The sequence below is a fragment of the Burkholderia glumae LMG 2196 = ATCC 33617 genome (assembly GCF_000960995.1).
Classification (GTDB): Bacteria; Pseudomonadota; Gammaproteobacteria; order Burkholderiales; family Burkholderiaceae; genus Burkholderia; species Burkholderia glumae.
Map to the genome: position 1 here is coordinate 1994238 of NZ_CP009434.1, position 24214 is coordinate 2018451.

General features: G+C 72.6%; 12 protein-coding genes. 7 read left to right on the forward strand and 5 right to left on the reverse strand.

Annotated features, from left to right (window positions below):
• Positions 1–64 precede the first annotated feature (64 nt).
• The 4 genes from KS03_RS09305 to KS03_RS09320 all read right to left on the reverse strand — a co-directional run bounded on the left by KS03_RS09305 (position 65) and on the right by KS03_RS09320 (position 13269).
• The gene (locus KS03_RS09305) at positions 65–11131 is read right to left on the reverse strand and encodes a non-ribosomal peptide synthetase (RefSeq protein WP_045678756.1); all 11067 of its coding nucleotides are present in this window, start codon (positions 11129–11131) and stop codon (positions 65–67) included.
• A 120-nt stretch (positions 11132–11251) separates the two neighbouring features.
• Complete coding sequence (locus KS03_RS09310; RefSeq protein WP_035978666.1) at positions 11252–12244, reverse strand: TauD/TfdA family dioxygenase; 993 nt, start codon at positions 12242–12244, stop codon at positions 11252–11254.
• Complete coding sequence (locus KS03_RS09315) at positions 12232–13038, reverse strand: thioesterase II family protein (protein WP_012733764.1); 807 nt, start codon at positions 13036–13038, stop codon at positions 12232–12234. Before KS03_RS09315 ends, KS03_RS09310 begins: the two co-directional genes overlap by 13 nt.
• A 3-nt stretch (positions 13039–13041) precedes the next feature.
• The gene (locus tag KS03_RS09320) at positions 13042–13269 is read right to left on the reverse strand and encodes an MbtH family protein (RefSeq protein WP_012733763.1); all 228 of its coding nucleotides are present in this window, start codon (positions 13267–13269) and stop codon (positions 13042–13044) included.
• A gap of 580 nt (positions 13270–13849) precedes the next feature.
• Between KS03_RS09320 and KS03_RS09330 the strand changes: the two genes are divergently transcribed.
• The 3 genes from KS03_RS09330 to KS03_RS09340 all read left to right on the forward strand — a co-directional run bounded on the left by KS03_RS09330 (position 13850) and on the right by KS03_RS09340 (position 16275).
• Positions 13850–14698, forward strand: coding sequence for a hypothetical protein (locus tag KS03_RS09330; RefSeq protein WP_012733762.1), 849 nt, complete (start codon positions 13850–13852; stop codon positions 14696–14698).
• Between the two features lie 232 nt (positions 14699–14930).
• On the forward strand, positions 14931–15680 hold the full coding sequence (locus KS03_RS09335) for a hypothetical protein (protein ID WP_012733761.1): 750 nt from the start codon (positions 14931–14933) through the stop codon (positions 15678–15680).
• Positions 15681–15783: 103 nt separating this feature from the next.
• Complete coding sequence (locus tag KS03_RS09340) at positions 15784–16275, forward strand: GNAT family N-acetyltransferase (protein WP_012733760.1); 492 nt, start codon at positions 15784–15786, stop codon at positions 16273–16275.
• A 50-nt stretch (positions 16276–16325) separates the two neighbouring features.
• Here KS03_RS09340 and cynR read toward each other — a convergent pair whose 3' ends face one another.
• Positions 16326–17225 carry a transcriptional regulator CynR gene (gene cynR / locus KS03_RS09345; protein WP_012733759.1) on the reverse strand — a complete coding sequence of 300 codons (900 nt, stop codon included), beginning with the start codon at positions 17223–17225 and terminating at the stop codon, positions 16326–16328.
• 279 nt (positions 17226–17504) lie between these two features.
• Between cynR and cynS the strand changes: the two genes are divergently transcribed.
• The 4 genes from cynS (at position 17505) to KS03_RS09365 (ending at position 24172) form a co-directional block, all read left to right on the forward strand.
• Positions 17505–17975, forward strand: a complete 471-nt coding sequence (cynS, locus tag KS03_RS09350; RefSeq protein WP_012733758.1) for a cyanase — start codon at positions 17505–17507, stop codon at positions 17973–17975.
• A 398-nt stretch (positions 17976–18373) separates the two neighbouring features.
• Positions 18374–18694, forward strand: a complete 321-nt coding sequence (locus KS03_RS09355; RefSeq protein WP_012733757.1) for a hypothetical protein — start codon at positions 18374–18376, stop codon at positions 18692–18694.
• Positions 18695–19694: 1000 nt separating this feature from the next.
• On the forward strand, positions 19695–21962 hold the full coding sequence (locus KS03_RS09360; protein ID WP_012733756.1) for a phosphocholine-specific phospholipase C: 2268 nt from the start codon (positions 19695–19697) through the stop codon (positions 21960–21962).
• 662 nt (positions 21963–22624) lie between these two features.
• Positions 22625–24172, forward strand: a complete 1548-nt coding sequence (locus KS03_RS09365; protein WP_232252162.1) for an alpha-L-arabinofuranosidase B — start codon at positions 22625–22627, stop codon at positions 24170–24172.
• The last annotated feature ends 42 nt before the right edge of the window (positions 24173–24214 follow it).

Genomic DNA, 24214 nt, shown 5'->3' on the forward strand with positions numbered 1-24214 from the left:
CCGCGCGCGCGGCGCGGGCCGGGCGCCGGCGGGCCTGCCGCGCGGCGCCCGGCGCGGGCGCGGATTACAGCGAGTCCAGCAGGCCCTGCATCGCGTCGAGCGAGCCGCCGCCCTCGCCGGCCCCGGCGGCCTCGCCGTCGAGCCGCGCGGCGAGATCGGCCGCGCGCGGGTGCGAGAACAGCAGCGCCAGCTCGACCCTGCGGCCGAGCCGCTCGCCGAGCCGCGCGGCCACGCGCACCGCGGCCAGCGAATGGCCGCCGAGCACGAAGAAGTCGTCGTCGAGGCCGGCCCGCGCGATGCCGAGCACCTCGGCCCAGGTCTCGCAGACGTGGCGCTCGGTCGGCGTTTGCGGCGCGACGTAGCGTTCGTCGTCCTGCACGGCGACCTCGGGCAGCGCGTTGCGGTTCAGCTTGCCGTTCGAGGTCAGCGGCAGCGCCTCGAGCCGCACCACCTGCGCGGGCACCTGCTGCATCGGCAGTTGCTCGGCGAGCCGCGCGCGCAGGCCGGCCGGATCGGCCTCGCCCGTCACGTAGGCCACCAGCCGCCGCGCGCTGCCCTCGCCGACGATCCGGCAGGCCGCGTGGCGGACCCCGTCGAGCGCGCGCAGCGCCGCCTCGGTCGCGCCCAGCTCGATGCGGAAGCCGCGCAGCTTGACCTGCTGGTCGGCACGGCCCAGGTAGTCGAGCCGGCCGTCGCGCCGCACGCGGCACAGGTCACCGGTGCGATAGAGCCGCGCGCCGGGCGCGCCGTGCGGGTCGGGCACGAAGCGCTCGGCGGTCTGCCCGGCGCGGCCCAGATAGCCGCGCGCGAGGTTCGCGCCGCCGATGCAGAGCTCGCCGACGCCGTTGTCGGGCACCGGCTGGCCGCTTTCGTCGAGCACCTGCAGGGTGGTGTGCTCGAGCGGCGCGCCGAGCGTGATGGGCGCGCCCGGCTCGAGCCGCGCCGCGCTCGACCAGATGGTGGTCTCGGTCGGGCCGTAGAGATTCCAGAGCGCCACGCCGCGCGCCAGCAGCGCGTCGGCCAGGTCGGGCGGCAGCGCCTCGCCGCCGCACAGCGCCGTGAAGCGCCCGCGCCGGCCCTGCCAGCCGCCGTCGAGCAGCAGCCGCCAGCCCATCGGGGTGGCCTGCATCAGCGTCGCGCCGGACGCCTCGGCCAGCGCGGCCAGCTTCGTGCCGTCCACCACCGTCTCGCGCGTGGCCAGCTCGATCGTCGCGCCGGCCGCGAGCGGCAGGTACAGCTCCAGCGCGGCGATGTCGAACGACAGCGTGGTGACGGCGAGCCAGACGTCGTCGGGGGTCGGCGCGAGCCGCGCGCGCAGGCTGTCGAGGAAGCGCGCGAGCGCGCCATGGGTGACGCCGACGCCCTTCGGCCGCCCGGTCGAGCCCGAGGTATAGATCACGTAGGCGAGCTGGGCCGGATCGACGGCGGGCAGCTCGGCCTCGCCCGCCTCGCCTGCCTCGCACGCCGCCGCGGCGGCGTGCGGCGCGCCGGCCTCGTCCAGATCGACCAGGCGGTGCGCGCCTGCGGGGGCGCCGAGCGCGCCGAGGCGCGCGCGCCCGGCCACGTCCGCCAGCGTGCAGGCCAGCCCGGCGTCCTCGATCATGCCGGCCAGATGCGCGTCCGGATAGGCCGGATCGAGCGGCACGTAGGCGGCGCCCGCCTTCAGCGCGGCCAGCACGGCCACCAGCATCGCCCCGGAGCGCGCGGTGCAGACGCCCACCCGTGCCTCGGCGCCGATCCCGCTGGCCAGCAGCTGCCGCGCCAGGCGCGCGGCGCGCGCGTCGAGTTCGCGATAGCTGTGCACCACGCCGTCGCAACGTACCGCGACCGCGTCGGGGCTGCGGCGCGCCTGCGCCGCGATGCGCTCGTGCACGGCGACGAACGGCTGGCTGCCGAACCCGCCGCGCCCGGCCACGGCACGCGCCGCGAGCCGCAACTCGCGCAGCCGCGGCGCCGGCCCGGCGTCGGCCGCGCCGCCGGCGATCTGCGCGAGCAGCCCGCGATAGTCGTCGAGCAGGCGCTCCACGGTGTCGCGCTCGAACAGGTCGGTCGCATAGCCGAACGACAGCCCGATCCGCTCGCCCACCGTCACGCCCAGCGTCAGGTCGAACTGCGCGGCCGTGCGCGCGGCGCCGAACGGGCGCAGCCGCAGCGCCTCGCCGATGCGCCGCTCGCTCGCGCCCTGCCGCACGTCGTAGTTGAACATCGCCTGGAACAGCGGCGTGTGGCTCGCCGCGCGCACCGGCTGCAGGGCATCGACCAGGCGCGCGAACGGCACGTCCTGGTTGGCCTGCGCGTCGAGCACGCGCTGCCGGACCTGGGCGAGCAGCGCCTCGAACGGCAGCGCGCCGGACAGCTCCGCGCGGATCACGGCGGTGTTGACGAAGAAGCCGATCAGCGGCTCGATCTCGATGCGCTCGCGCCCGCCGAGCGCAATCCCGATCCGCACGTCGCGCTGGCCGCCGTAGCGGTGCAGCAGCGCGTGGAAGGCGGCCAGCAGCGTCATGAACAGCGTCGCGTCGTGGCGGCGCGCATAGGTCTGCAGCGCATCGGCCAGCGCGCGGTCCAGCTCCAGGCCGACCTGCGCGCCGCGGCCGTCGCGCACCGCCGGCCGCGGCCGGTCGGCGGGCAGCTCCAGCACCGGCTGCTCGTCGCCGAGCGTGGCGCGCCAGTAGTCGAGCTGCGCGTCGAGCGCGGCCGCGTCGAGCGAGGCGTGCTGCCAGAGCGCGTAATCGACGTACTGCACCGGCAGCGCCGGCGCATAGGCCGACGCGTCGCCGGCCAGCGCCGCCTCGTAGGCGGCGGCCAGCTCGTCGATCAGCAGGCTCATCGACCAGCCGTCGGTGGCGATGTGATGCAGCGTGAGCTGGAACAGATGGGCTTGCGGGCCGACCTGCGCGAGCCGCGCGCGCAGCAGCGGGCCGCGCAGCAGGTCGAACGGCTGCGCGCCGCCCTCGCGCAGCCATGCCAGGCAGGCCGCGTCGTCGGCCGACGCGAACCCGGCCGCGTCCCAGCCGGCGCGCAGGCTGTCGTCGACCACCAGCCAGGGCGCGCCGTCGCGCTCGTCGAAGCGCGAATGCAGCATCTGGTGGCGCGCCACCACGGCGTCCAGCGCCGCGCGCAGCCGCGCCGCGTCGAGCGGGCCGTCGATGCGCACCGCCAGCGACAGGTGATAGGCCGGATTGTCGGGCGCGAGGCGCCAGAGGAACCAGAGGCGGGTCTGGCCGTGCGTGGGCGGCGCCTCGCGGCGGCCGCTGGCGCGCACCGGCGGCAGCACGCGTGCGCCGGGCGCGGCACCGGCTTCGAGCCAGGCGGCCAGCGCGGCCAGCTGCGGATGATCGAACAGCGCGCGCAGCGGCACCTCGCGGCCGAGCGCGCGCTGCAGGCGCGCGGCCACTTGCAGCGCCAGCAGCGAATGGCCGCCGAGCGCGAAGAAGTCGTCGCGCGCGCCGATCCGCTCGACGCCGAGCACCGCCTGCCAGATCTCCGCGACGGTGGTCTCGAGCGGCGTGGCGGGCGCCACGTAGCCGGCCGCGGGGTCGGCCTCGAGCCTGGGCAGCGCGCGGCGGTCGAGCTTGCCGTTGGGCAGCGTGGGCAGCGCGTCGAGCACGCCGATCGCGGCCGGCACCAGGTAGGCCGGCAGCCGTTCGGCCAGCGCGGCGCGCAGCACCGCGGCGTCGGGCGCGGCGCCGGCCGCGGCGACCACATGGGCCACCACGCGGCGCGCATCGCCGTCGCCCTGCACCACCGCCACCGCCTCGGCCACCTCGGGCCGCGCCAGCAGCGCGGCCTCGATCTCGCCGGGCTCGATCCGGAAGCCGCGCACCTTGACCTGCTCGTCGAGGCGCCCGAGGAAGGCCACGCCGCCGTCCGGCAGCCAGCGGCACCGGTCGCCGGTGCGGTAGAGCCGCGCGCCCGGCGCGCCGCACGGATCGGGCACGAAGCGCTCGGCGCTCAGCGCCGGCTGGCCGGCGTAACCGTGCGCGAGCGTGGTGCCGCCGATGCAGAGCTCGCCCACGCCGTGGGCCGGCACCGGCTGCCCGTCGCGATCGAGAATCCGGTACACGCGCGAGACCGAGGGCCGCCCGATCGGCGCGGCGAGGCAGCCCGCCTGCGCGGGCTCGACGCGCTGCACCGAGGAGGTGACGGCGATCTCGGTCGGCCCGTAGGTGTTGAACAGCGGCACCTCGCGCAGCGGCGAGTCGAACCATTGGGCGACCGCCGTGCCCGGCAGCGCCTCGCCGCCGATCAGCATGCGCCGCAGCGCGAGGCCGGGGCGCGCACGGGCCTGGCGCACCCATTGCCTCCAGTAGCCGGTGGGCAGATAGGCGAAGGTGACGGCGCGCTCGGCCAGCACGCGGTCGAGCTCGTCGGCGCTCCAGAGCGCGGGGCCGCGCATCTCGAGCGACGCGCCGAGCGCGAGCGGCGCGAAGATCTGCTCGACCGAGGCGTCGAAGTTGACGGTCGAGAACTGCAGCACGTGATCGTCGGCACGCAGGCCGTGGTCGGCGATGAAGTCGTCGAGATGGCGGCTCAGCGCGCCGTGCGAGATCGCGACGCCCTTCGGCCGGCCGGTCGAGCCGGAGGTGTAGATCAGATAGGCGGGCTGCTCGGGATGCGGCTCGGCGCAGGCGGGGCGGGCGGCCACGGCGCCGGCAGCGCCCGCCTCGATCGCCTCGGCGGCGTCGAGCGCGCTGCGGCCGGCCGCGGCGATCCAGTCGGCATGGCCGGCCGCCGTCGCGGCATCGGTCAGCACGATCGCGATGCCGGCGTCGTCGCACATGTCGCGCAGGCGCTCGCGCGGATAGGCCGGATCGAGCGGCACGTAGGCCCCGCCCGCCTGCAGCACGCCGAACAGCGCGGCGATCAGGGCCGGCGAGCGTTCGAGGCAGACGCCCACCGGCGCGCCGGGGCGCACGCCGGCGTCGGCCAGCCGCCGCGCGATGCGGTTCGCGGCGCGATCGAGCGCGGCGTAGCCGAGCCGGGCATCGCCGCAGCGCAGCGCGAGCGCGTCGCCGCGCATGCGCACGGCGGCCTCGAAGCGCGCCGTCACCGGACGATACGGATGCGGCACGGCCACGGCGGCGCCGGCCAGGCCCGCCGGGCCGTCGGCCGGCACCGCGGCCCGCAGCGCGGCCAGCGTGGTGAGCTCGGGCCGCGCGAGCTGCGCGAGCATCGCCTCGTAGGCGGCGGCGAGCGCGTCGAGCGCGGCCGCGTCCAGACGCGACGCGTCCCAGCTCCATTCCAGGCCGATCCGCTCGCCGGGCAGCACGCCGAGCGTGAGCGGATAGTGGGTGCGCTCGAACGACACCGAGGCCTCGACGGTCAGGCCGAGCGAGCCGTCCTTCAGCGCCGGGTCGATCGGGTAGTTCTCGAACACCAGCAGCGAATCGAACAGCGTGCCGGCCTGCGCGCCGGCCCATTGCTGGATCGAGGTGAGCGGCGTGTGCTCCACCTGCCGCAGCTCGACGTTGCGGTGCTGCAAGGCCAGCAGCCAGTCCTGCAGCGGCGCGTCGGCGGGCACGTCGACCCACAGCGGCAGGCTGTTGATGAACACGCCCTGGATCTGGGCGGCGCCGGCCAGCTCGGCCGGACGGCCCGCCACCGTCACGCCGAACGCGGCCTGGCGGCGGTCGCCGTGGCGCGCGAGCACCAGCGCCCAGGCGGCCTGGATCAGCGTGTTGAGGGTCACGCCGCGGCGCCGGGCGCTGTCGGCCAGCGCGGCCGACAGCGCGGCGCCGAGCGACGCGGCGCGGTGGCGGTAGGTGTCGCCGCCGCGGCCGGCGGGCCGCGCCGCGGCCGGGGCGGCCGGCGCCGCCACCGCGTCGAGCAGCAGCGCCGGCTGATCGACGCGCGCGAGCTGCGCGCGCCACCAGTCGCCAGTATCGGGCTGCGCGGCCAGCCAGTCGGTGTAGCGCGAGAACGGCACGACCGCATCGAGCGCGGCCTCGCGGCCCGCGCGCGCCGCCAGGTAGGCGCGCGTCAGCTCGCCGAGCAGCTGCGACTGGCTCCAGCCGTCGGACAGCGCGTGATGGTTGATCCAGGCCAGGTCGTGCGCGCCGTCGGGGCGGCGGAACAGCGAGACGTGCATCAGCGGCGCGGCGTCGAGATCGATGCGCTTGGGCGCCTCCGCCTCGAACCAGCTCGCGAACGCCGCCTCGTAATCGGCGCGATCGCGCCAGTCGTGAAGCTCGAACGGCAGCGGCACGGCGGCCTGCACGGCCTGCAGCATGGTGCCGCCATGCGCGCGCACGAAGCGCGTGCGCAGCACCGGATGACGCGCGATCACGGTCTGCCAGGCCCGGCGCATCGCGTCGACATCCACCTCGCCGCGCAGCGTCAGCCGCTTGCGGTTCAGATAGGCGCCGGGTTCGAGCAGGCTGTGGAACAGCAGCCCCTGCTGCAGCGGAGTGGCCGGGTAGAGATCCTCGAGCGCGACCCCGGCGAGGCCGAGCGCGTCGAAGCCGGCCTCGTCGAGCGCGGCGCGCGGGAAATCGGCGGCGGTCGCACGCGGCACGGCCTGCTCGCAATGCGCGACGAAGCGCGCGAGCTCGCGGCCGAACCCGGCGACCAGCGCGTGCTGGCGCTCGGGCGAGACGCGCGCCGGATCGAAGCGCCACGACAACGACAGCCGGCCGTCGACGATCATGCCGTTGACGTCCACCGCATAGACGAGCGCCTCGTCGGCCGGCTGCTGGGCGCCCGAGGCCTCGGTCGCGAAGCCGAACGGGCCGTCGTCGGCGAGGCTGCCGTCGAACTGGCCGAGATAGTTGAAGCTGATGCGCGGCGCGGGCAGCGCGGCCAGCGCCGCCTGCGCGGCCGGGTCGCCGTAGGCTTGCAGCCAGCCCCACGAGGCGCCGCCGTCGGGCAGCGCGCGCAGCCGCGCCTTGGCCTCGATCAGCGCGGCCGCGTCGTCGGCCGGCGCCGGCAGCCAGGCCGGATAGCGCGTGGTGAACCAGCCGACCGTGCGGCTCGGGTCGAGCTCGTGGCGCTCGTGAATGTCCCGGCCGTGGCCTTCCAGCGCGACCAGCGCGCCGTCGCCGCCGAAGGTCGCGGCCGCCGCGCGCGCGAGCGCGGCCAGCAGCAGTTCGTCGACGCCGAGCCGGTAGGCGCGCGGCGCGGCGCGGCGCAGCGCGTCAGTCGCCTCGGGTTCGAGCTTCCAGTCCACGACGTCGCTGGTCGCGACGCTGCCGGCCGGCGCCTCGAGCGGCACCGCCGCGCCGGCCAGCGCGGCCCGCCACGCGGGCAAGGCCGCCGCGAGCCGGGCCGGCGTGGCGGCCTCGCGCTGCGCGGCGGCCCACACGCTCCACGGCAGCGCCGCCTCGAGCGCGATCGCGCGGCCCGCGCTGGCCGCCGCATAGGCGCTGGCCAGATCGGCGAGCAGGATTCGCCACGACACGCCGTCCACGGCGAGGTGATGGATCACCAGCAGCAGCCGGCCGTCGGGGGAGCCGTCGGCCAGATCGGGGGTGCGCCACGCCACGGCATGCACCAGCCGGCCCGCGGCCGGGTCGAGCGCGCACTGGGCGCGCTCGGCGCCGTCCGCGAGGGCGGCCGGCCAGCGCGCGCCGGCCTCGCGCAGATCGACCGACACCAGGCGCAGCGGGGGCGCCTCGGCCAGCACGCGTTGCCGCCATGCGCCGTCGGCCGGGTCGCGCTCGAAGCAGAGCCGCAAGGCGTCGTGGCGCGCGATCACGGCGCCGAGCGCGCGCTCGAACGCGGCAGCGTCGAGCCGGCCGCGCACGCGCAGCAGCACCGACTGGTTCCAGTGCGGCTGGCCGTCCGGATAGCGCGCATGGAACCACGCCTGGATCGGCGTGAGCGGCAGCGGGCCGTGCAGCTCGGCGGCCGTCTCGGCCGTCTCCAGCGGCCGCATCACGGCCGCGAGCCGCGCCACGGTGGGCTGCTCGAACACCTGGCGCGGCGTGATCAGCCAGCCCTGCGCGCGCGCCTTCGCGATCAGTTGCAGGCTCAGGATCGAATCGCCGCCCGCCGCGAAGAAATCGTCGTCGATGCCCAGATCGTCGCGGTTCAGCACCGCGCCCCACCAGGCCAGCAGCGCGCGCTCGGCCTCGTTGCGCGGCGCGGCGCGCGGGCCGTCGGCCGGCGCGGCCTCGACGGCCGGCAGCGCCGCGCGGTCGACCTTGCCGTTGTGCATCAGCGGCATGCGGTCGAGCACCGCGAGCGCGGCCGGCACCATGTGGGCCGGCAACTGCTGCGCGAGCACGCGCTGCAGCTGCGCGCCGTCGAGCGTGGTGCCGGCCGCGCCCACCACGTAGCCGACCAGCCGCGCCGCGCCGCGCTCGGTGGCGAGCACCACCACCGCCTCGGCCACGCCGGGCTGGCGCCGCAGCGCGGCCTCGATCTCGCCCGGCTCGATGCGAAAGCCGCGCAGCTTGATCTGCTGGTCGAGGCGGCCGAGGAAGTCGATCGCGCCGTCGGCGCGGCGCCGGCACAGATCGCCCGTGCGATAGAGGCGCGCGCCCGGTGCGCCGAACGGATCGGGCACGAAGCGCTCGGCGGTCTGCGCGGGGCGGTCCAGATAGCCGCGCGCGAGCGTGTGGCCGCCGATGCAGAGCTCGCCGAGCGCGCCGACGGGCGCCTCGTTGCCGTCGCGGTCGAGCACCCGCGCGGTACGCGACGCATAGGGCACGCCGATCGAGACGATCGGCTGCGCGGCGTCCTCGGGCGTGGTCGCGCGATACAGGCAGGCCACCGTGGTCTCGGTCGGCCCGTACAGGTTCGCGAGGCCGATCCGGCCGAGCGGGCCGCGCTGCCATTGCGCGAGCGCGTCGCCGGGCAGCCCCTCGCCGCCCACCGTGATCTGCCGCAGCGCGGCCAGCGCCTGCGGCGGCGGCGGCGTGCGCAGCCACTGCTGCCAGTAGGCGGTCGGCAGCCGCGAGAACGTCACGCGCGCCTCGATCAGGTGGCGGCTGGTGGTGTCGATGTCCCACGGCTCGGCGCCGCGCATCTCGATGCTGCCGCCCTGCAGCAGCGCGGGCAGCAGCTCGTGCAGCGCCACGTCGAAATTGATGGTCGACGATTGCAGCTGCGTATCGTCGGCGCCGATGCCGTGCGCGGTGATGAAATCGTCGAGATGCGCGGCGAGCGCGCCGTGCGAGATCGCCACGCCCTTCGGGCGGCCCGTGGAGCCCGACGTGTAGATCACGTAGGCGAGCTGGTCCGGATGCGGTTCGTGCCGGCCGGCGCCGGCGGCCGGGCGCGCGTCGGCCCCGCCGTGCTCCAGCGCGTCCACGTCGATCGCGCTGCGTCCGGCGAACAGCGCGCCGCACTGCCGCCGCGCCGCCGCGTCGGTCAGCACGACCTCGACGCCGGCGTCGTCCATCATCATCGCGAGCCGTTCGGCCGGATAGGCCGGATCGAGCGGCACGAAGGCGCCGGGCGAGCGCAGCGTGCCGAGCAGCGCGGCCACCATGCCGAGCGAGCGCGTCATGCAGATGCCCACGCGTGCGTCGGGGCGCACGCCCGCCGCGGCGAGCGCCTGCGCCACCCGTTCGGCATGGCGATCGAGCTGCGCATAGGTGGCGCGCTGCCCTTCGCAATGCACGGCGAGCGAGGCCGCGTGGCGCGCGGCGCTGGCCGCGAAGCGCGCCGGCACCGAGCGATACGGCTTGACGCTCGCCGGCGCCGGCGCGGGGGCGGCGCCGGCGAGCGCGGCCAGCGGGCGCTGCGGCGCGTCCAGCGCCGCGTCGAGCAGGGCCACGAAGTAGTCGAGCATCGCGCCGAGGGTGGCCGCGTCGAACAGGTCCTCGGCGTAGGTGAACGCCAGCTCGAAGCCGTTCGCGCGCTCGCGCGCGTCGAGCACGAGATCGAAGCGCGCCGTCTGGACGGGGATCTCGTAATGCGTGGCGTCGAGCCCCGGCAGCCGGATCGTGTCGTCGTCGCGGCCGAGATAGTTGAACATCGCCTGGAACAGCGGGGTGTTGCCGAAGCTGCGCTGCGGCTGCAGGGCTTCCACCAGCTTCGTGAACGGCAGGTCCGCATGCGCCTGCGCCTCGAGCACGCGCTCGCGGACCTGGGCGAGCAGCGCGGCGAAGGTGGGCGCGGCGTCCAGTTCGCTGCGGATCACCAGCGTGTTGACGAAGAAGCCGATGGTGCGCGCGACCTCCGGCCGGTCGCGGCCGGCCGCCGGCACGCCGACGCGGATGTCGCGCTGGCCGCTGTAGCGCGCGAGCAGCAGCACGTAGGCGGCGAGCAGCGTCATGAACGGCGTGGCGTCGGCGGCGTTCGACACGCGCAGCAGCGCGGCATGCAGCGCCGGCGGCAGCACGCGCGCCACGCGGCCGCCCGCGCCGCTGCGCAGGCCGGCGCGGGTGCGGGTCCTGGGCAGCTCGAGCACCGGATGATCGGTGCCGAGCCGGCCGCGCCAGTAGTCGAGCTGGCGCGCCAGCGCGCCGTCGTCGAGCCATTCACGCTGCCATTGCGCGTAGTCGCCGTACTGCACGCCGGCCGGCGCGGCGCGCCCGCCGCCGGCCGGCACCTCGGCCGCGGCGCCGGTACAGGCCGCATAGGCGGCGCCGAGGTCGTTGACGAGCACACCGATCGACAGGCCGTCCGACACGATGTGATGCAGCGCGACGTGCAGCACGTGATGGTCGGGCGCGAGCGCGATCAGCGCGACGCGCAGCAGCGGCCCGCGCTCCAGGTCGAACGGCGCGGCCGAGCGCTCGGCCAGCAGCGCGTCGAGCGCGCCCGCGGCGGCGTCGGCCTGCGCCAGCGTCAGCGTCTGCCAGCCGTAATCGAGCGGTCCGGCGCTCTGGTATGGCACGCCGTCGACTTCCTCGAAACGCTGCCGCAGGCTTTCGTGCGCCTGCACCACGCGATCGAGCGCGGCGCGCAGCGCCGCCACGTCGAGCGGGCCGCGCAGGCGCACCGCGCCCGTCACGTTGTAGGCGGCGCTGGCGGGATCGAGCCGCCACAGGAACCACAGCCGCTCCTGCGCATGCGAGAGCGGGAAACGCCGCTCGGCGCCGGGAAACGGCACGATCGGCAGGCGCGCGGCGTCGATGCCGCGCTCGCGCAGACGGCCGCGGAACACGGCGCGCTTCTCGGGCGGCAGGGCGACATAGGCCGTCGAAATCGACAGCAGATCGTTCGACACTTCGCTCACAGGTTCACTCTTCGAGGTTCGGTTTCGGAACGGCAAGCGGCCGCCCGGCGCACGGGCCGGCGGCCGCGCCGGCATGCGCCGCGCCCGGGCGGGGCGCGGCGCCGGCTGGCGGCACGCACGTCAGCGCGTCATCGCCACCAGCACGCGGCGCTGGCCCGCGAACGGCGCGCGGCCGTGCGACATCAGCAGGTTGTCGAGCAGCAGGAGGTCGGCTGCCCGCCATGGGAACGACAGCATCGTGTCGCGATAGACGGCGCGGATCTCGTCGAGCATCGCGGCGTCGATCGGCGTGCCGTCGCCGAAATAGGTGTTGCGCGGCAGGCGCTCCGGCTCGACGACTTCGAGCATCGCCTCGCGCACGCCTTCCGGCAGGTTGGTGACGTGGAACAGATGGGCCTGGTTGAACCAGACCGTCTCGCCGGTCTGCGGATGGCGCAGCTCCGACTGGCAGACCTGGCGCGTGCGCAGCGCCTGGCCGTCGTCGAGCCATTCCCAGGCGATCCGGTTCGCCGCGCAGTAACGCTCGACCTCGGCGCGCTGCTCGGTGCCGAACACCTGCTCCCAGGACAGGTCGAGACCGTTGCCGTAGTTGCGCACGTACATCACGCCGTGCTCGGCGAAACGCCGCCGCAGCGCCGGATCGAGGCGTGCGTATACCAGCCGGCTGTCGGCCACCGGCGTGGCGCCGCCCGCCTCGGCCGCGATCTCGCAGTAAAAGCCGATCGAGCCCGGCCACTTCAGCGTGTACGACTGCTCGTTGTGCTGGTCGATCCACTGGTTCGCCGGATACTCGGTGGACGAGAACACGCCGTTGTCCACGCGGCTGCGCGGCGTCGAGCCGAATTCGTACTCGCGGATCGGCTCGCCGAAGCGCGCCGCGCAGCGCTCGAAGCCGGCCGGACCGACCGGCGCGAAGCCGCGCAGCAGCACGCCGCCGTGGCGCGTCTTCTCGCGCGCGACGAACGCGGCGAGCTCGCCGCCCAGCGCGGCCTCGAGCGGCGGCGCGGCGGCCTCGCCCGCTGCCGGGCTCACCACCACCAAGCGCGTGCCGTTCTGTTCGAGCTCGCCGAACTCGAGCGCCACGGCCGCGTGTGCCGTCGTCAATGCGTCCATCCTGCCTCCGTCGGCAACGCGGCCGGCGCCGGCCCGGCGAGCGCGCGCGCCAGCGACGAGGCCACGCGCGCGAGTACCGGTTCGGGTTCGGTGTCGAGATAGAAGTGGCCGCCGGCGAATGCGTGGAACGCGCATTCGCCGCGGGTGGTGTCGCGCCAGGCCGCGACCTGCTCGGCGCGCGCGGTGGCCGGATCGTCGCGGCCGGTAAACACGCTCAGCGGGCAATCGAGCGGCTCGCGCGGCGCTTCGGCCGGAAATACCGACGGGTAGATGCCGCACAGATGGAAGTCCGCGCGCAAGGTGGGCATCAGCAGCTCGATGAAGTCGCGGTCGCCGAGCAGCGCCTCGGGCGTGCCGCCCAGCGCGCGCAGCTTGTCGACCATTTCCGCGCGCGTGCAGCCGAGCCAGTGCGTCTCGCTGGCGCGCCGCGACGGCGCGGCCGATGCCGACGCGCCGAACCAGACCGGCGCCGCCTCGCCGCGCGCGCGCAGCGCATGGAGCAGCTCATGGGCGACCAGCGAGCCCATGCTGTGGCCGAACACCGCGAACGGCAGCGACGGGTCGCGCCGCGCGCGCCAGTCGGCGCAAACCGCCCCGATCAGCGACGGCCAGTCGGTATGCGGCGGCAGCGCGCGGCGCAGGCCGTGGCCGGGCAGGTCGAGCGCGACCACGGCGACGCCGCGCGGCAGCGCCTGCTGCCAGCGCCGGTACAGCGAGGCGGCGCCGCCCGCGTGCGCGAAACAGAACAGTTGCACGGGCGGCAGCGCCGCCGGTGCGCGATCGCTCGCCGACATCGCTCAGTGCGCCGAACGCTTGGCTTCCTGCTCCGCCATGGCCTTGCGCAGGCTGAGCGGACGCATGTCGGTCCAGACCTCCTTGATCCACTCGAGACAGGCCTCCTTGGTGCCCGACTTGCCGGCGGCGGTCCAGCCCGGCGGCAGTTCCTTGAAGTCCGGCCAGATCGAATACTGTTCCTCGTGATTGACCACCACCAGATACGTCGTGTTTTCGTCGCCCCAGCTCATCGCTTGCTCCGTTCGACCGGCTTGCCGGCCAGTGAAAGTTGAATAAACGAAACTCATTTACACATCGCGGCCTGATGCGGCCCGGTGCGTCGTGCGGTTCGGGTCCGGCCATCGCCTCGATGCCGATGCCGCCCGGCATGCCTCGCGTCGCTCCGCAAATGAGAATCATTGGCATTTGGTGCGTACTCTGACGGGCGCGCTTTGTGTTGTCAAGTCACTTCACCACGCGACCGGCGGTTTGCGGCCGGCCGGCAGCCAGCGGCGGCCGGCGCAGGTGCTGCTTTCGCCCGACTTTCGCCCGACTTTCGCCCGACTTTTGCCAGCCGTGCCTGCCGTGCCTGCGCGACGCGGCAAGCGCGCCGGGATGCGCGGCGCCGCGCGTGGCCCGCCGGTTCGCCGGCATTCTCACCATGCGAATGAGAACCATTTGCATTGGTTATCGAATTGTCGGATTATGGCGGCACTTCCAATCAGATGAGAGAGCCCGATCGACCATGCATGCCGAGAGCCGAACGCATGCCGCCGTGCAATCGTCCATCCCCGGCATGGCGCCCGGCCGTCGCCTGCCGGCGCCCCGCGCATGAGGGCGGCCGGCCACGGCGCCCTGCCCGGCGGCCCGCGCGAAGCGGCGGCACCGCTGCCCGAGACGCTGCCCGAGCGGTCGGTGCGCCTCGCGCCCGACGTGACGTTCAGCACCCACGCGCTCGCCGAGCGGCCGCCCTATTGCGCACGGCCGCTGCGCGACGGCGAGCTGCGGCTGTGGCTGCTGCGGCCCGAGTGGCAGCTGCTGTCGAAGGAGGACGCGCTCGCGCGGCTCTCGCGCTACGAGCGCAAGCGCGCGAAATGCTTTCCGCAGCCCGCCATCGGCAAGCGCTTCGCGGTCGGCCGCGCCGTGCTGCGCGGCATTCTCGGCGGCATCGTGGGCGCCCGGCCCGATGCGCTCGAGCTCGTCGATCACGAAAGCGGCCGCATCACGCTCGCCGGGCCGCACGCGGCAGGCGCGCTCGACGTCGCGGTGGCCTACGCCGGCATCTGGATCCTGATCGGCGTGAGCGCGCAGCCGATCGGGCTCGCCACCGCGTTCTCGGTGGGCGACGTGGTGGACCATGACGAGCAGCAGCGCGTGCGGCTCGCGAGCGTGGCCGGCGCCGCGCGCGGCGCGGTGCATGCCGAGGCCGGCCCGGCCCCGGACAGTCGCGTGCACGCGCACCGGGTTCACACGCACGATGCCGGCATCTGGCGCGTGATCGACCTGCCGATGCCGGGACGCCAGTGCGTGGCCGCGGTGGCCGCACGCGAGATTCGCGAGGTGCGGGCGAGCGGCTGGAGCAGCGCGGTCAAGCTGCCGCTGCCGGCCGAGGACGCGTCGCGCGAACGGCGCGCGGCGAGCCCGGCGGCCGGCATCCGGCGCACCGCGCCGCGCGGCTGACGCCCGCGGCGGCCGGCGGCGCGCGGCGTGCCTCGCGAGCCCGCGCGGCCGGCTCTACCGGCCGGCGGCGCGCGGCGCGCCGCCTGGCCCGGCGCCGCTTCGCGGCATCGTTGCCACCTCCCGGCGGCATCGATATATTACGGACCGCCGGGCGCGCCGCACGCCGTGTCTGGCGTAAGATGCGGCGGGCCGGCCGCATCGCGGCCCTCCAATCCGACACCACGGTGGACCGATGACATCACGCAAGATTCGCTTACTGGTGTATCTGCTCGCGGCGCTGCTCGGCGTGATCGCGGTGCGCGTGGTGCAGCACATCCGCGGCGAGCCGGACGGCTCGACCGCCGTCACCGCCACGGCCGGCGAGGACGAGCAGGAGGACGACAATCCGTTCCCCGAGCAGGTGCCCGCGCATGGCGCGTTCGAAGCCTTCATGGAAAAGCTCGACGCCGATCCGAGGTTCACGGCGCTCGCCGACGGCACGCCGGCCGACAGCGCCTACGACAAGGGCGTCGGGCTCGCCCAGGCCGGCTTGCCGAGACTGCCCGACGCGCGGCTCGCGCAACGCCTGGTGCTGATGTCGAAGCTGGTGGCGTCGATGCCCGACGCGGACTGCCGGACCACCTCGCGGCCCGCGGCCGACGCTGCCGACAGGCAGCGCATCCTGAACGACGCGATCGGCCGGCTGAACCGGCAGGACGCGGCCCAGTGGTTCGATATCTCGTTGGCGGCCGCGCGCGCCATGCTCGACAAGTCTCCGGTGATTCCGGCCGATCACGGCGCCGCCACGGCCGCGCTGGAGCGGATCGCGCAGCAGTTGCCGCCGCAGGACCGGCCGCGCTTCCTGACCGCGATCCGCACGCCGGCCGCGGCCGCGCCCGCCGATACCTGCTGGGCCACGCGCGCGCTCTACCAGCAGGCGCTGAAGCTCGACGCCCCGTACCGGGCGGCGCTGGCGCGCGAGCTCGCGGCAACGGCCCGCTGAGGATGGCCGGCGGCCGAGGCGGCCCAGGCGGAAGACGGCGCTGCAGCTATCGCGAAACGCCTTTATGCTATCGCCCTTTGCCTGCCCTCGCCCGCTTTCGCCGATGCCCATGCCCACGTTTCGCCAAGCCGTTGCCGCCGACGTCGATCGTTGCTTCGCGATCGAAACCGCCGCCTATGAAGGCGACGAAGCCGCCACGCGCGAGAAGATCGCGACGCGCATCGCGCGGTATCCCGCAGGATTTCTGGTGATGGAGCTGGACGGGCAGATCATCGGCTTCATCAACGGCGGCTGCGCCCATCAGGTGGTGATGGCCGACGAGGCGTTCAAGGAACTGGTCGGACATGACGACGACGCGCCGAACGTGGTGATCATGTCGGTGGCGATCGATCCGGCGCATCAGGGCAAGGGCTACGCGTCCGCCATGATGGCGCGCTTCGTGTCGGGCATGAGGGCGCTCGGCAAGTCCAGCATCCATCTGATGTGCAAGGAGCGGCATGTCGCGCTCTACGAGCGCCTCGGCTATCGCTACGTGAAGCCGTCCAGTTCCGCGCATGGCGGCATGGCGTGGCACGAGATGCAGATGGCACTCTGAGGCCCCCCGAGGCGCCGCGCAAACGCCCCGCGGGCGCGGCCGCACGGCGCTCAGGCCGGCGCCTGCGCGCACCGCGCGCCTTGCTCCTGCGCCATCGTCACGAATGCCGCCAACGCCGCGCTGCGATACGCATCGCGGCGCATCAGCAGCGCCACGGTGCGGCGCGGCAGCGCGGGCTTCAGGCCCACCAGGCGCAGCCCGGCCTGCTCGCGCGCGATCGCGGCCGGCAGCAGCGTGGCCAGCGCCCCGCGCCGCACCACCTCGACGGCCGCGCTGATCGAATTGACCTCCATCGCGATGCGCGGCGCCACGCCGTGCCGCCGGCAATAGCGGTCCAGGTGATGACGCGTGGCGAACTCGCCGTTCAGCAGCACCAGCGCCGCGCCGGCGAACTCGCGCAGCGTCAGCGCCGTGCGCCTGCCCGCATACGGATGCGACTTGCCCACCACCACCGCCAGCGCCTCGACGAACAGCGCCTGCACCTCGAGATCGGGCGAACCGGTCTCGCTGAAGGCGATCCCGACGTCGAGCGCATCCTGGGCCAGCAACGGCTCCATGCGCTCCTGCGGCATCTCCAGCACGCTCAGCGCGATGCTCGGATAGCGGCGGTGATAGCGGTCCAGCAGCGGTCCGATCAGGTAGGGGGCGAAGGTCGGCGTGATGCCGATCCGCAGCGAGCCGCGGCTCAGTTCGCCGACGTCGTGGATCGCGCGCCGGCCCGCCTCCAGATCCTGCAGCGCGCGCCGCGCGTAGCAGGCATACGCCGCGCCGGCGTCGGTCAGCCGGATCGAGCGGCCCGAGCGGTCGAAGAGCGGCACGCCGAGCGTGCCCTCCAGCTGCCGGACCTGCTGCGACAGCGTCGGCTGCGAGACGTGCAGCGCCTCGGCCGCGCGCGTGAAGTTGCCGTGGTCGGCGACCGCCAGGAAATAACGAATGTGCCGGAGCAGCACCGCGCCTCCCGAATACTATTGGCCATGCCTATGGCCGCGATAATAAACCGGTCTTTGACGCTATCGGCATGCCGGCGCATTCTCTGTCCAGCGCGGCTCGGCCCATTGAGCAGGCGCACGCCAGGCAAGACCTGCTCGACGGCGTGCCGAGGTGTCGGGTACGACGCGCTCGCGCGGCGCGCCGTGCCGTGCGAGCGCGCGGCCGCCCGCCGCCGCGCGGGCGGTTCCTTGCATGCCGGGACCGCCGGCTGGTCCCCGCCCTTTCCCGAGGAGTTCCCCATGACGCAATCGCAGCACAGCCAGACCGCCCGCCAAGCCCTGACCGACGCGATCATCGACGCGAAGCTCCGCCACGACCTGACCTTCGAGCAGCTCAGCGAAGGCACCGGCCTGAGCGTGGCCTTCGTCACCGCCGCGCTGCTGGGCCAGCACCCGCTGCCGGCCGAGGCTGCCCGGCTGGTGGCCGGCAGGCTCGACCTCGGCGAGGATGCCGTGCGCCTGCTGCAGACGATCCCCGTGCGCGGCAGCATCCCCGGCGGCGTGCCGACCGATCCCACCATCTACCGCTTCTACGAGATCGTGCAGGTATACGGCTCGACGCTGAAGGCGCTGATCCACGAGCAGTTCGGCGACGGCATCATCAGCGCGATCGACTTCAGGCTCGATGTGAAGAAGGTGGATGATCCCGAGGGCGGCTCGCGCGCGGTGATCACGCTGGACGGCAAGTACCTGCCCGCCAGGCCGTTCTGAGCGGCCGGCGAGCGCCGTGCCGCGCGCCGCCGCGGGCGCGAAAGATGCGAGGGCCGCGCCCCGGCCGACTGCGGCGGCACCGCGAACGGCGGCCGTGCATGGCCATGCGCGGCCGGGAAGCGAACCACACCCGAACGGGACTGCGCAACGGGCAGCCCGGCCGCGATCGCGGCACGCGGGCCGCCGCCGAGCCAACGGCATCGCGTCCGCCTGGCGTCACGCCGCGCGCCTGCCCGGCCGCGCGGCCCGCTCGCGGATCGCTAGCGGATCGCACGAGGTGGACGCGGCACCATCGTCATCGACCTGCTACATTGCCCGAAGCCGTCGGCCGAGATGCCCGCGGCTGCGCACGATCGTCGTGCGCTCCACCCCATGGCAACTTTCAGGAGAAACTCGATATGCGTCCTCTTCGCAAGCTGTCTCTCGCCGCTCTCACGCTGTCCCTGACGCTCGGCCTGTCCGGCGTGGCACTGGCCCAGACCCCCGCCTCCGATCCGGCGGCCGCCGCCCCGGCCAGCGCCCCGAGCAAGGCCGAGAAGCGCAAGCAGGCCCGCGCGCAGCACAGGGCCGAACGCAAGGCTGCCCGCGCGAAGAACAGCGCCGAGCTGAAGAAGCTGGAAGACAACGGCTACAAGCCGGCGGCGAACGATCCGAACTATCCGCAGGATCTGCAGAACGCCGAGAAGCGTGCCGCCGGCGCGGCGTCGTCCGGGCAGTAAGCGGCGCGGCAGCGCGGGCCCGACCTGAAACCGGCGGCGGCTCGGGCCGCCGGTTTTGCGTCCAGGCACGGCGGCCCGGCTCTTGCGCCGCTTTCGGTGTGCGTCGCCGCCGGCGGAAAATGGCCGGCGCCGCGCATGAATGTCGGCACTTCCCCCGTGCAGAATTGATTCAACGAAATCGATCACCGGATAACGAGCCGACGTGCCGTCAATCAGAATCACCCATTGATGCAGTTCACAAGCCGATATCGCCTATGGCATATCGGCTCGCCATGCCTTCTCGGCACGGCCTCGCCGGCAATATCGGCCAAGCGGTCCGATATCGGATACCGGTCGACGCGGCTGGTTTGACTCTCCTGCCCGCCGCTTGGCGGATCGACTGATTCGCCCGGCAAAGCGGGGCGACGATCCATTCACTACGCGATGCCGCCACGTTCGGCGGCCGGCAACCGCGCGGCACGCCTGCCGCTTTCGGCAAGGCCCGGCTCGGGATCGGCTCGTGTTCAATCGTGTTCCATCGCAGGTCGACCGACACGCCGGAAGCACTGCCCCCGGTGCAACGGGCTGCCGCCCGAGCGGCCAGACGCCGTTGCGCTGGCCAGGCCCGCGCGATGCGCGCCGAGCGACGCATGACTGTATCGCTTCGCCCGGCCGGCATTCCGAACCATTCACATTCCTGCAAACAAGACAGTGCATGCTGCCCGGGATCGGTAGCCAAGCTTGCCACAACGGGGCTGGCGGGGGCTGGCGACCTTGTTTCACTGATCTCCTCTTTCTCCGCACTCCTACATGACCACACTAGCGCGTCGCCTTTTCATTCCGGATATTTCATGGCGCAGCACGGCGCTTCTTTGCGCGAGCCTGCTGCTTGCCGCCTGCGGCGGCGGCGATGACCCGCCCCAAGCGACGTCGGCGACCACCCCGGCCCCGGCCGCCTGCTCGACGCGCCACTGCGCCCCGGCTCCCTGAGCCGCGCCTTCTTTATCCGGACGCTTCTCCAATGACATTCAGCTCTTCCAAACGCCGGTTCCTGAAGACCTCGCTCGGCGGCGCGGCGGCCGCCGCCACGCTGTCGGCGTTTCCGCCGGCGATCCGGCGCGCGCTCGCGATCGACGCCAACAACGCCACCGGCACCATCCAGGACGTGCAGCACGTGGTGCTGCTGATGCTCGAGAACCGCTCGTTCGACAGCTACTTCGGCACCTTCCGCGGCGTGCGCGGCTACGGCGACCGCTTCGCGATTCCGTCGCCGGGCGCCGCCAACATCTTCCACCAGAGCTATACGAAGGCCGGCGTGACCAGCACGCTCACGCCGTATCACCTCGACGAGACGCAGGGCAACGCGCTGCGCGCCGGGGGCACGCCGCACACCTGGAACGATGCGCAGGCGGCCTGGGACAACGGCCGCATGTCGGCCTGGCCCACCGCCAAGACCCCGCTCTCGCTCGGCTACTACGAGAACGCCGAGGTGCCGTTCCATCGCGCGCTGGCCGACGCGTTCACGCTGTGCGACGCCTACCACTGCGGCATGCACACCGGCACGATCGCCAACCGCCTGTTCTACTGGAGCGGCACCAACGGCCCGAGCGGGATCAGCCCGGCCGACGGCAGCGCGGTGCGCGTGGCGGCGCTCAACAACGAGTTCAACGGCGGCAACGACATCGGCCCCTCCACCTCGGGCTGGACCTGGACCACCTATGCGGACCGCTTGCAGGCGGCAGGCGTGGGCTGGAAGGTGTACCAGAGCCTGGTCGACAACTTCGGCTGCAACGAGATGATGGGCTTCCGCCACTGGCGGGCGGCGATCGAGCAGATGCCGGCCGCGCGGCGGCCGGTGTACGTCTCGACCGTGGACATCAACCAGGCCGTGACCGCGGCCGGCCCGTTCTACGATCCCGCCATCGACGACGCGCTGAGCCCGCTCGCCAAGGGCTTCGGCAATACCATGCCGCAGGGCTTCCTCGAAACCTTCCGCGACGACATCCAGAACGGCACGCTGCCTTCCGTGTCGTGGATCATTCCGCCCTCGTACTACAGCGAGCATCCGGGGCCGTCGAGCCCCACGCAGGGCGGCTGGTACATTCAGGAGGTGCTCGACGCGCTGACCGCGAATCCGGACGTGTGGAGCAAGACCGTGCTGATCGTGAACTACGACGAGAACGACGGCTTCTTCGACCACTTGCCGCCGCCGAGCGCCCCCTCGCACAACCCCGACGGCACGCTGGCGGGCGGCAGCACGCTGGCCGATGCCGAGATGGCGCCGGAGTACCACAACTACACGCCGGCCACCGCCAACCAGCCCGCCATCGACGGCCGCCCTTACGGCCCCGGCCCGCGCGTGCCGATGTGGGTGATCTCGCCGTGGAGCCGCGGCGGCTTCGTCAATTCACAGGTATTCGACCACACCTCCACGCTGCGCTTCCTCGAGCAGCGTTTCGGCGTGGCCGAGCCGCAGATCAGCCGCTACCGCCGCACCGTCTGCGGCGATCTCACCTCGTGCTTCAACTTCGTGTCGCCCAACGACGGCGCGCTGCCGACGCTGTCGGGCCGCACCACCAAGGTCGGCGCCGATTCGCTGGCCGCCTCGCAGGCCGCCGCGCACGCGATTCCCGTGCCGAGCGCCTCCGCCACTTCGGCGCTGCCCGCGCAGGCCACCGGCACGCGGCCGTCGCGCGCGCTGCCTTACGAATTGCATACCACCGCGCATCCGTCGAGCGCCGTCATCACGCTCGAATTCATGAACGCGAGCCTCGCGCAGACGGGGGCGGTGTTCCACGTCTACGATCGCCTTCACCTGGACCGGATTCCGCGCCGCTACGTGGTGGAGGCGGGCAAATCGCTGAGCGGCAGCTGGACGCCGGCTGCCGCCGACCAAGGCAGCTACGATCTGTGGGTGCTCGGGCCGAACGGCTATCACCGCGAATACGTCGGCAACCTGGGGGATATCGCGGCCGGCGCGGACCCCGAAGTGCAGATCTGCTACCAGCCTTGCGATGCCTCGGCGCTGAGCGTGAAGCTGTTCAATCGCGGCAGCACGCCGACCACCTTCACGGTGACGGCGAACGCCTATCGCAGCGACGGCCCCTGGACGCTCGCGGTCGCCGCCAACGGCTCGGGCGAGTTGAGCTGGAGCGTCGCCGAACATGGCAACTGGTATGACTTCACGGTCAGCAGCAGCAATGCGCCGAGCTTCAAGCGGCGCTTCGCGGGACGCATCGAGACCGGTCGGGACTCGGTATCCGACCCGGCGATGGGCCTGAGCAGCTGAGTCGGCGGCGGGTCGAGCGCTCGTTCGCGCCACGCGCGTCGGGCCGGCCCGCCAGGTCTTCCGGTTTCGGCGCCAGCCGGCGCGCCGCGTGCCGGCCTGCCTCGCCGCCGAACCCATGTCCCGTCGAGCCGCCCCACGGCGGCTCGAATGAGCGACGCGCGCAGCGAGTGGCCGGACCGATCCGGCATGCCGGACGTTGATTGCTGCGCCCATTGCCCCCGCTGCACAAGCGCATCGCGCGGCCGCAACCACACCGCTGCCGCGAGCGCCGCTGCCCGCTGCCCGCTGCCTGGCGGCGCCCTGCTCCCTCATGCCGCCGCGCCGGCGCCACCCGTTGCGGCCGGCGTCTCATCGCGCGTTGTCGCTACGCCGCGACTAGTGTTTGTACCAATGATAAGACGTGTATCGGAACGGTCCGATACTTCATTGGTTGTTCACCGCCCTCGCCAATACACTACGTGCACACTGCGGGCCACAAAAAAGACGGCAGGCCGGGACACGATCCGGAACTGCCGCGCAGAGAACAGTTTGGCACCGGCATAAAAGCGTCTCAGTCGAGAGATGTCTGGAGTAAGGCTTCGATATCGCACTCCAAATCCCTTACAGATCGATGTAGTGAACAATTCATCACGAGAGGGCATTCCACTATGTTGCGCATATCTTTGACTCGCACCCTTCGGGGAGCGCTGTTTTTCTGGTTGGCTTTTCTTTTGATCGGCCCGGGCCTGTCGATGGCCGCGAGTCTCGATAGTCCGAATCTGTTGCCATGCGACATCTATGCAAATGCTGGAACCGCTTGCGTGGCGGCCCACAGCACGACGCGGGCACTCTTCAAGTCGTTCAACGGTTCGCTTTATCAGGTCAAGCGGGCGTCCGACGGTCAAACCATGGATATTCCCTTGCTAGCCAAAGGCGGCTACGCCAACGCGGCGGCGCAGGACAAGTTCTGCGCCGGGACGACTTGCATGATTACCATCATCTACGACCAGACCTCCTACCACAACGATCTGACGATCGAAGGCAGAGGCGGCAATGGCGGACCCGATACCGGGGTGCCTGCCGATGCGCTTCCCACTACTGCCGGCGGGGTCAAGGTGTATGGAGCCTCGTTTTCCGGCGGCATGGGTTACCGCAACGAGTCGGCCTCCGGCGTGGCTCGAGGCGGCAACCCCGAAGGGCTCTACATGGTGACGTCCGGCACGCACTACAACAGTGGTTGCTGCTTCGACTACGGCAACGCCGAGACCTCGAACAACGACACCGGCAACGGCCACATGGATTCAATCAACTTCGGCAACGAATGTTGGTTCGCGCCCTGCAGCGGCAGCGGGCCCTGGGTGCAGGCGGATCTCGAGAATGGCTTGTTCCAATCCGGCGCCGGCCCCAGCCAGAATCCGGCCAATACCGGTGATACCGAGCCCTTCGTGACCGCGATGTTGAAAAACAATGGTCGAACCACGTTCACGCTGAAACATGGCAACGCGCAGAGCGGGGCGCTCGCGACCAGTTATTCGGGCAGCCTGCCGACCAATGGCTATCAGCCGATGTCTCTGGAAGGCTCCATCGTGCTTGGCACGGGTGGCGACAACAGCAATGGCTCGATCGGCTCGTTCTTCGAAGGCGTGATGACCCAGGGCGTGCCTAGCGACGCGACCGACGACGCCGTCCAAAACAACATCATTGCCGTGGGTTATGGCGGCCCGACGGCCAAATCGGGCGAGCTGACGGCGGACTCGACTATTTCGCTGAATGCCACCACGCCTTGCTGCACGACTCGCTACATCAGCCTTCAGGCAGGCGGCAACGCGCAAAGCAAGGTGGTGGACACCGAAGCGGTGGCGGCAAACAGCGGAGCGGCCGCGAAACAGGACGGCTCCTGGATCGTGCGGGCCGGCCTTGCCGATCCGAGCTGCTATTCGTTCGAATCGCGTGACAATCCGGGTGCGTTCATGCGCCACTACAATTATCACGTGTATCTTCAGCCGATGGACGGTACGCAACAGTACCGTGAGGACGCGACGTTCTGCGCCGAGCCCGCCAAGAACGGCAAGGGAACGTCGTTCCACTCCTACAACTACCCTACGCGATACCTGCGCCATTTCGCCAACGTGCTCTACGTGAGCAGTGACGGCGGCCCCAACGATTTCGACAACGCGAATTCGTGGGCCGATGACGTTAGCTGGGTCATCGCCGCCCCGTGGGCGCCTTGAGGCCGGGGCAAGCGCGAAGCGCTGCGCGCCTGGATAGGCGGG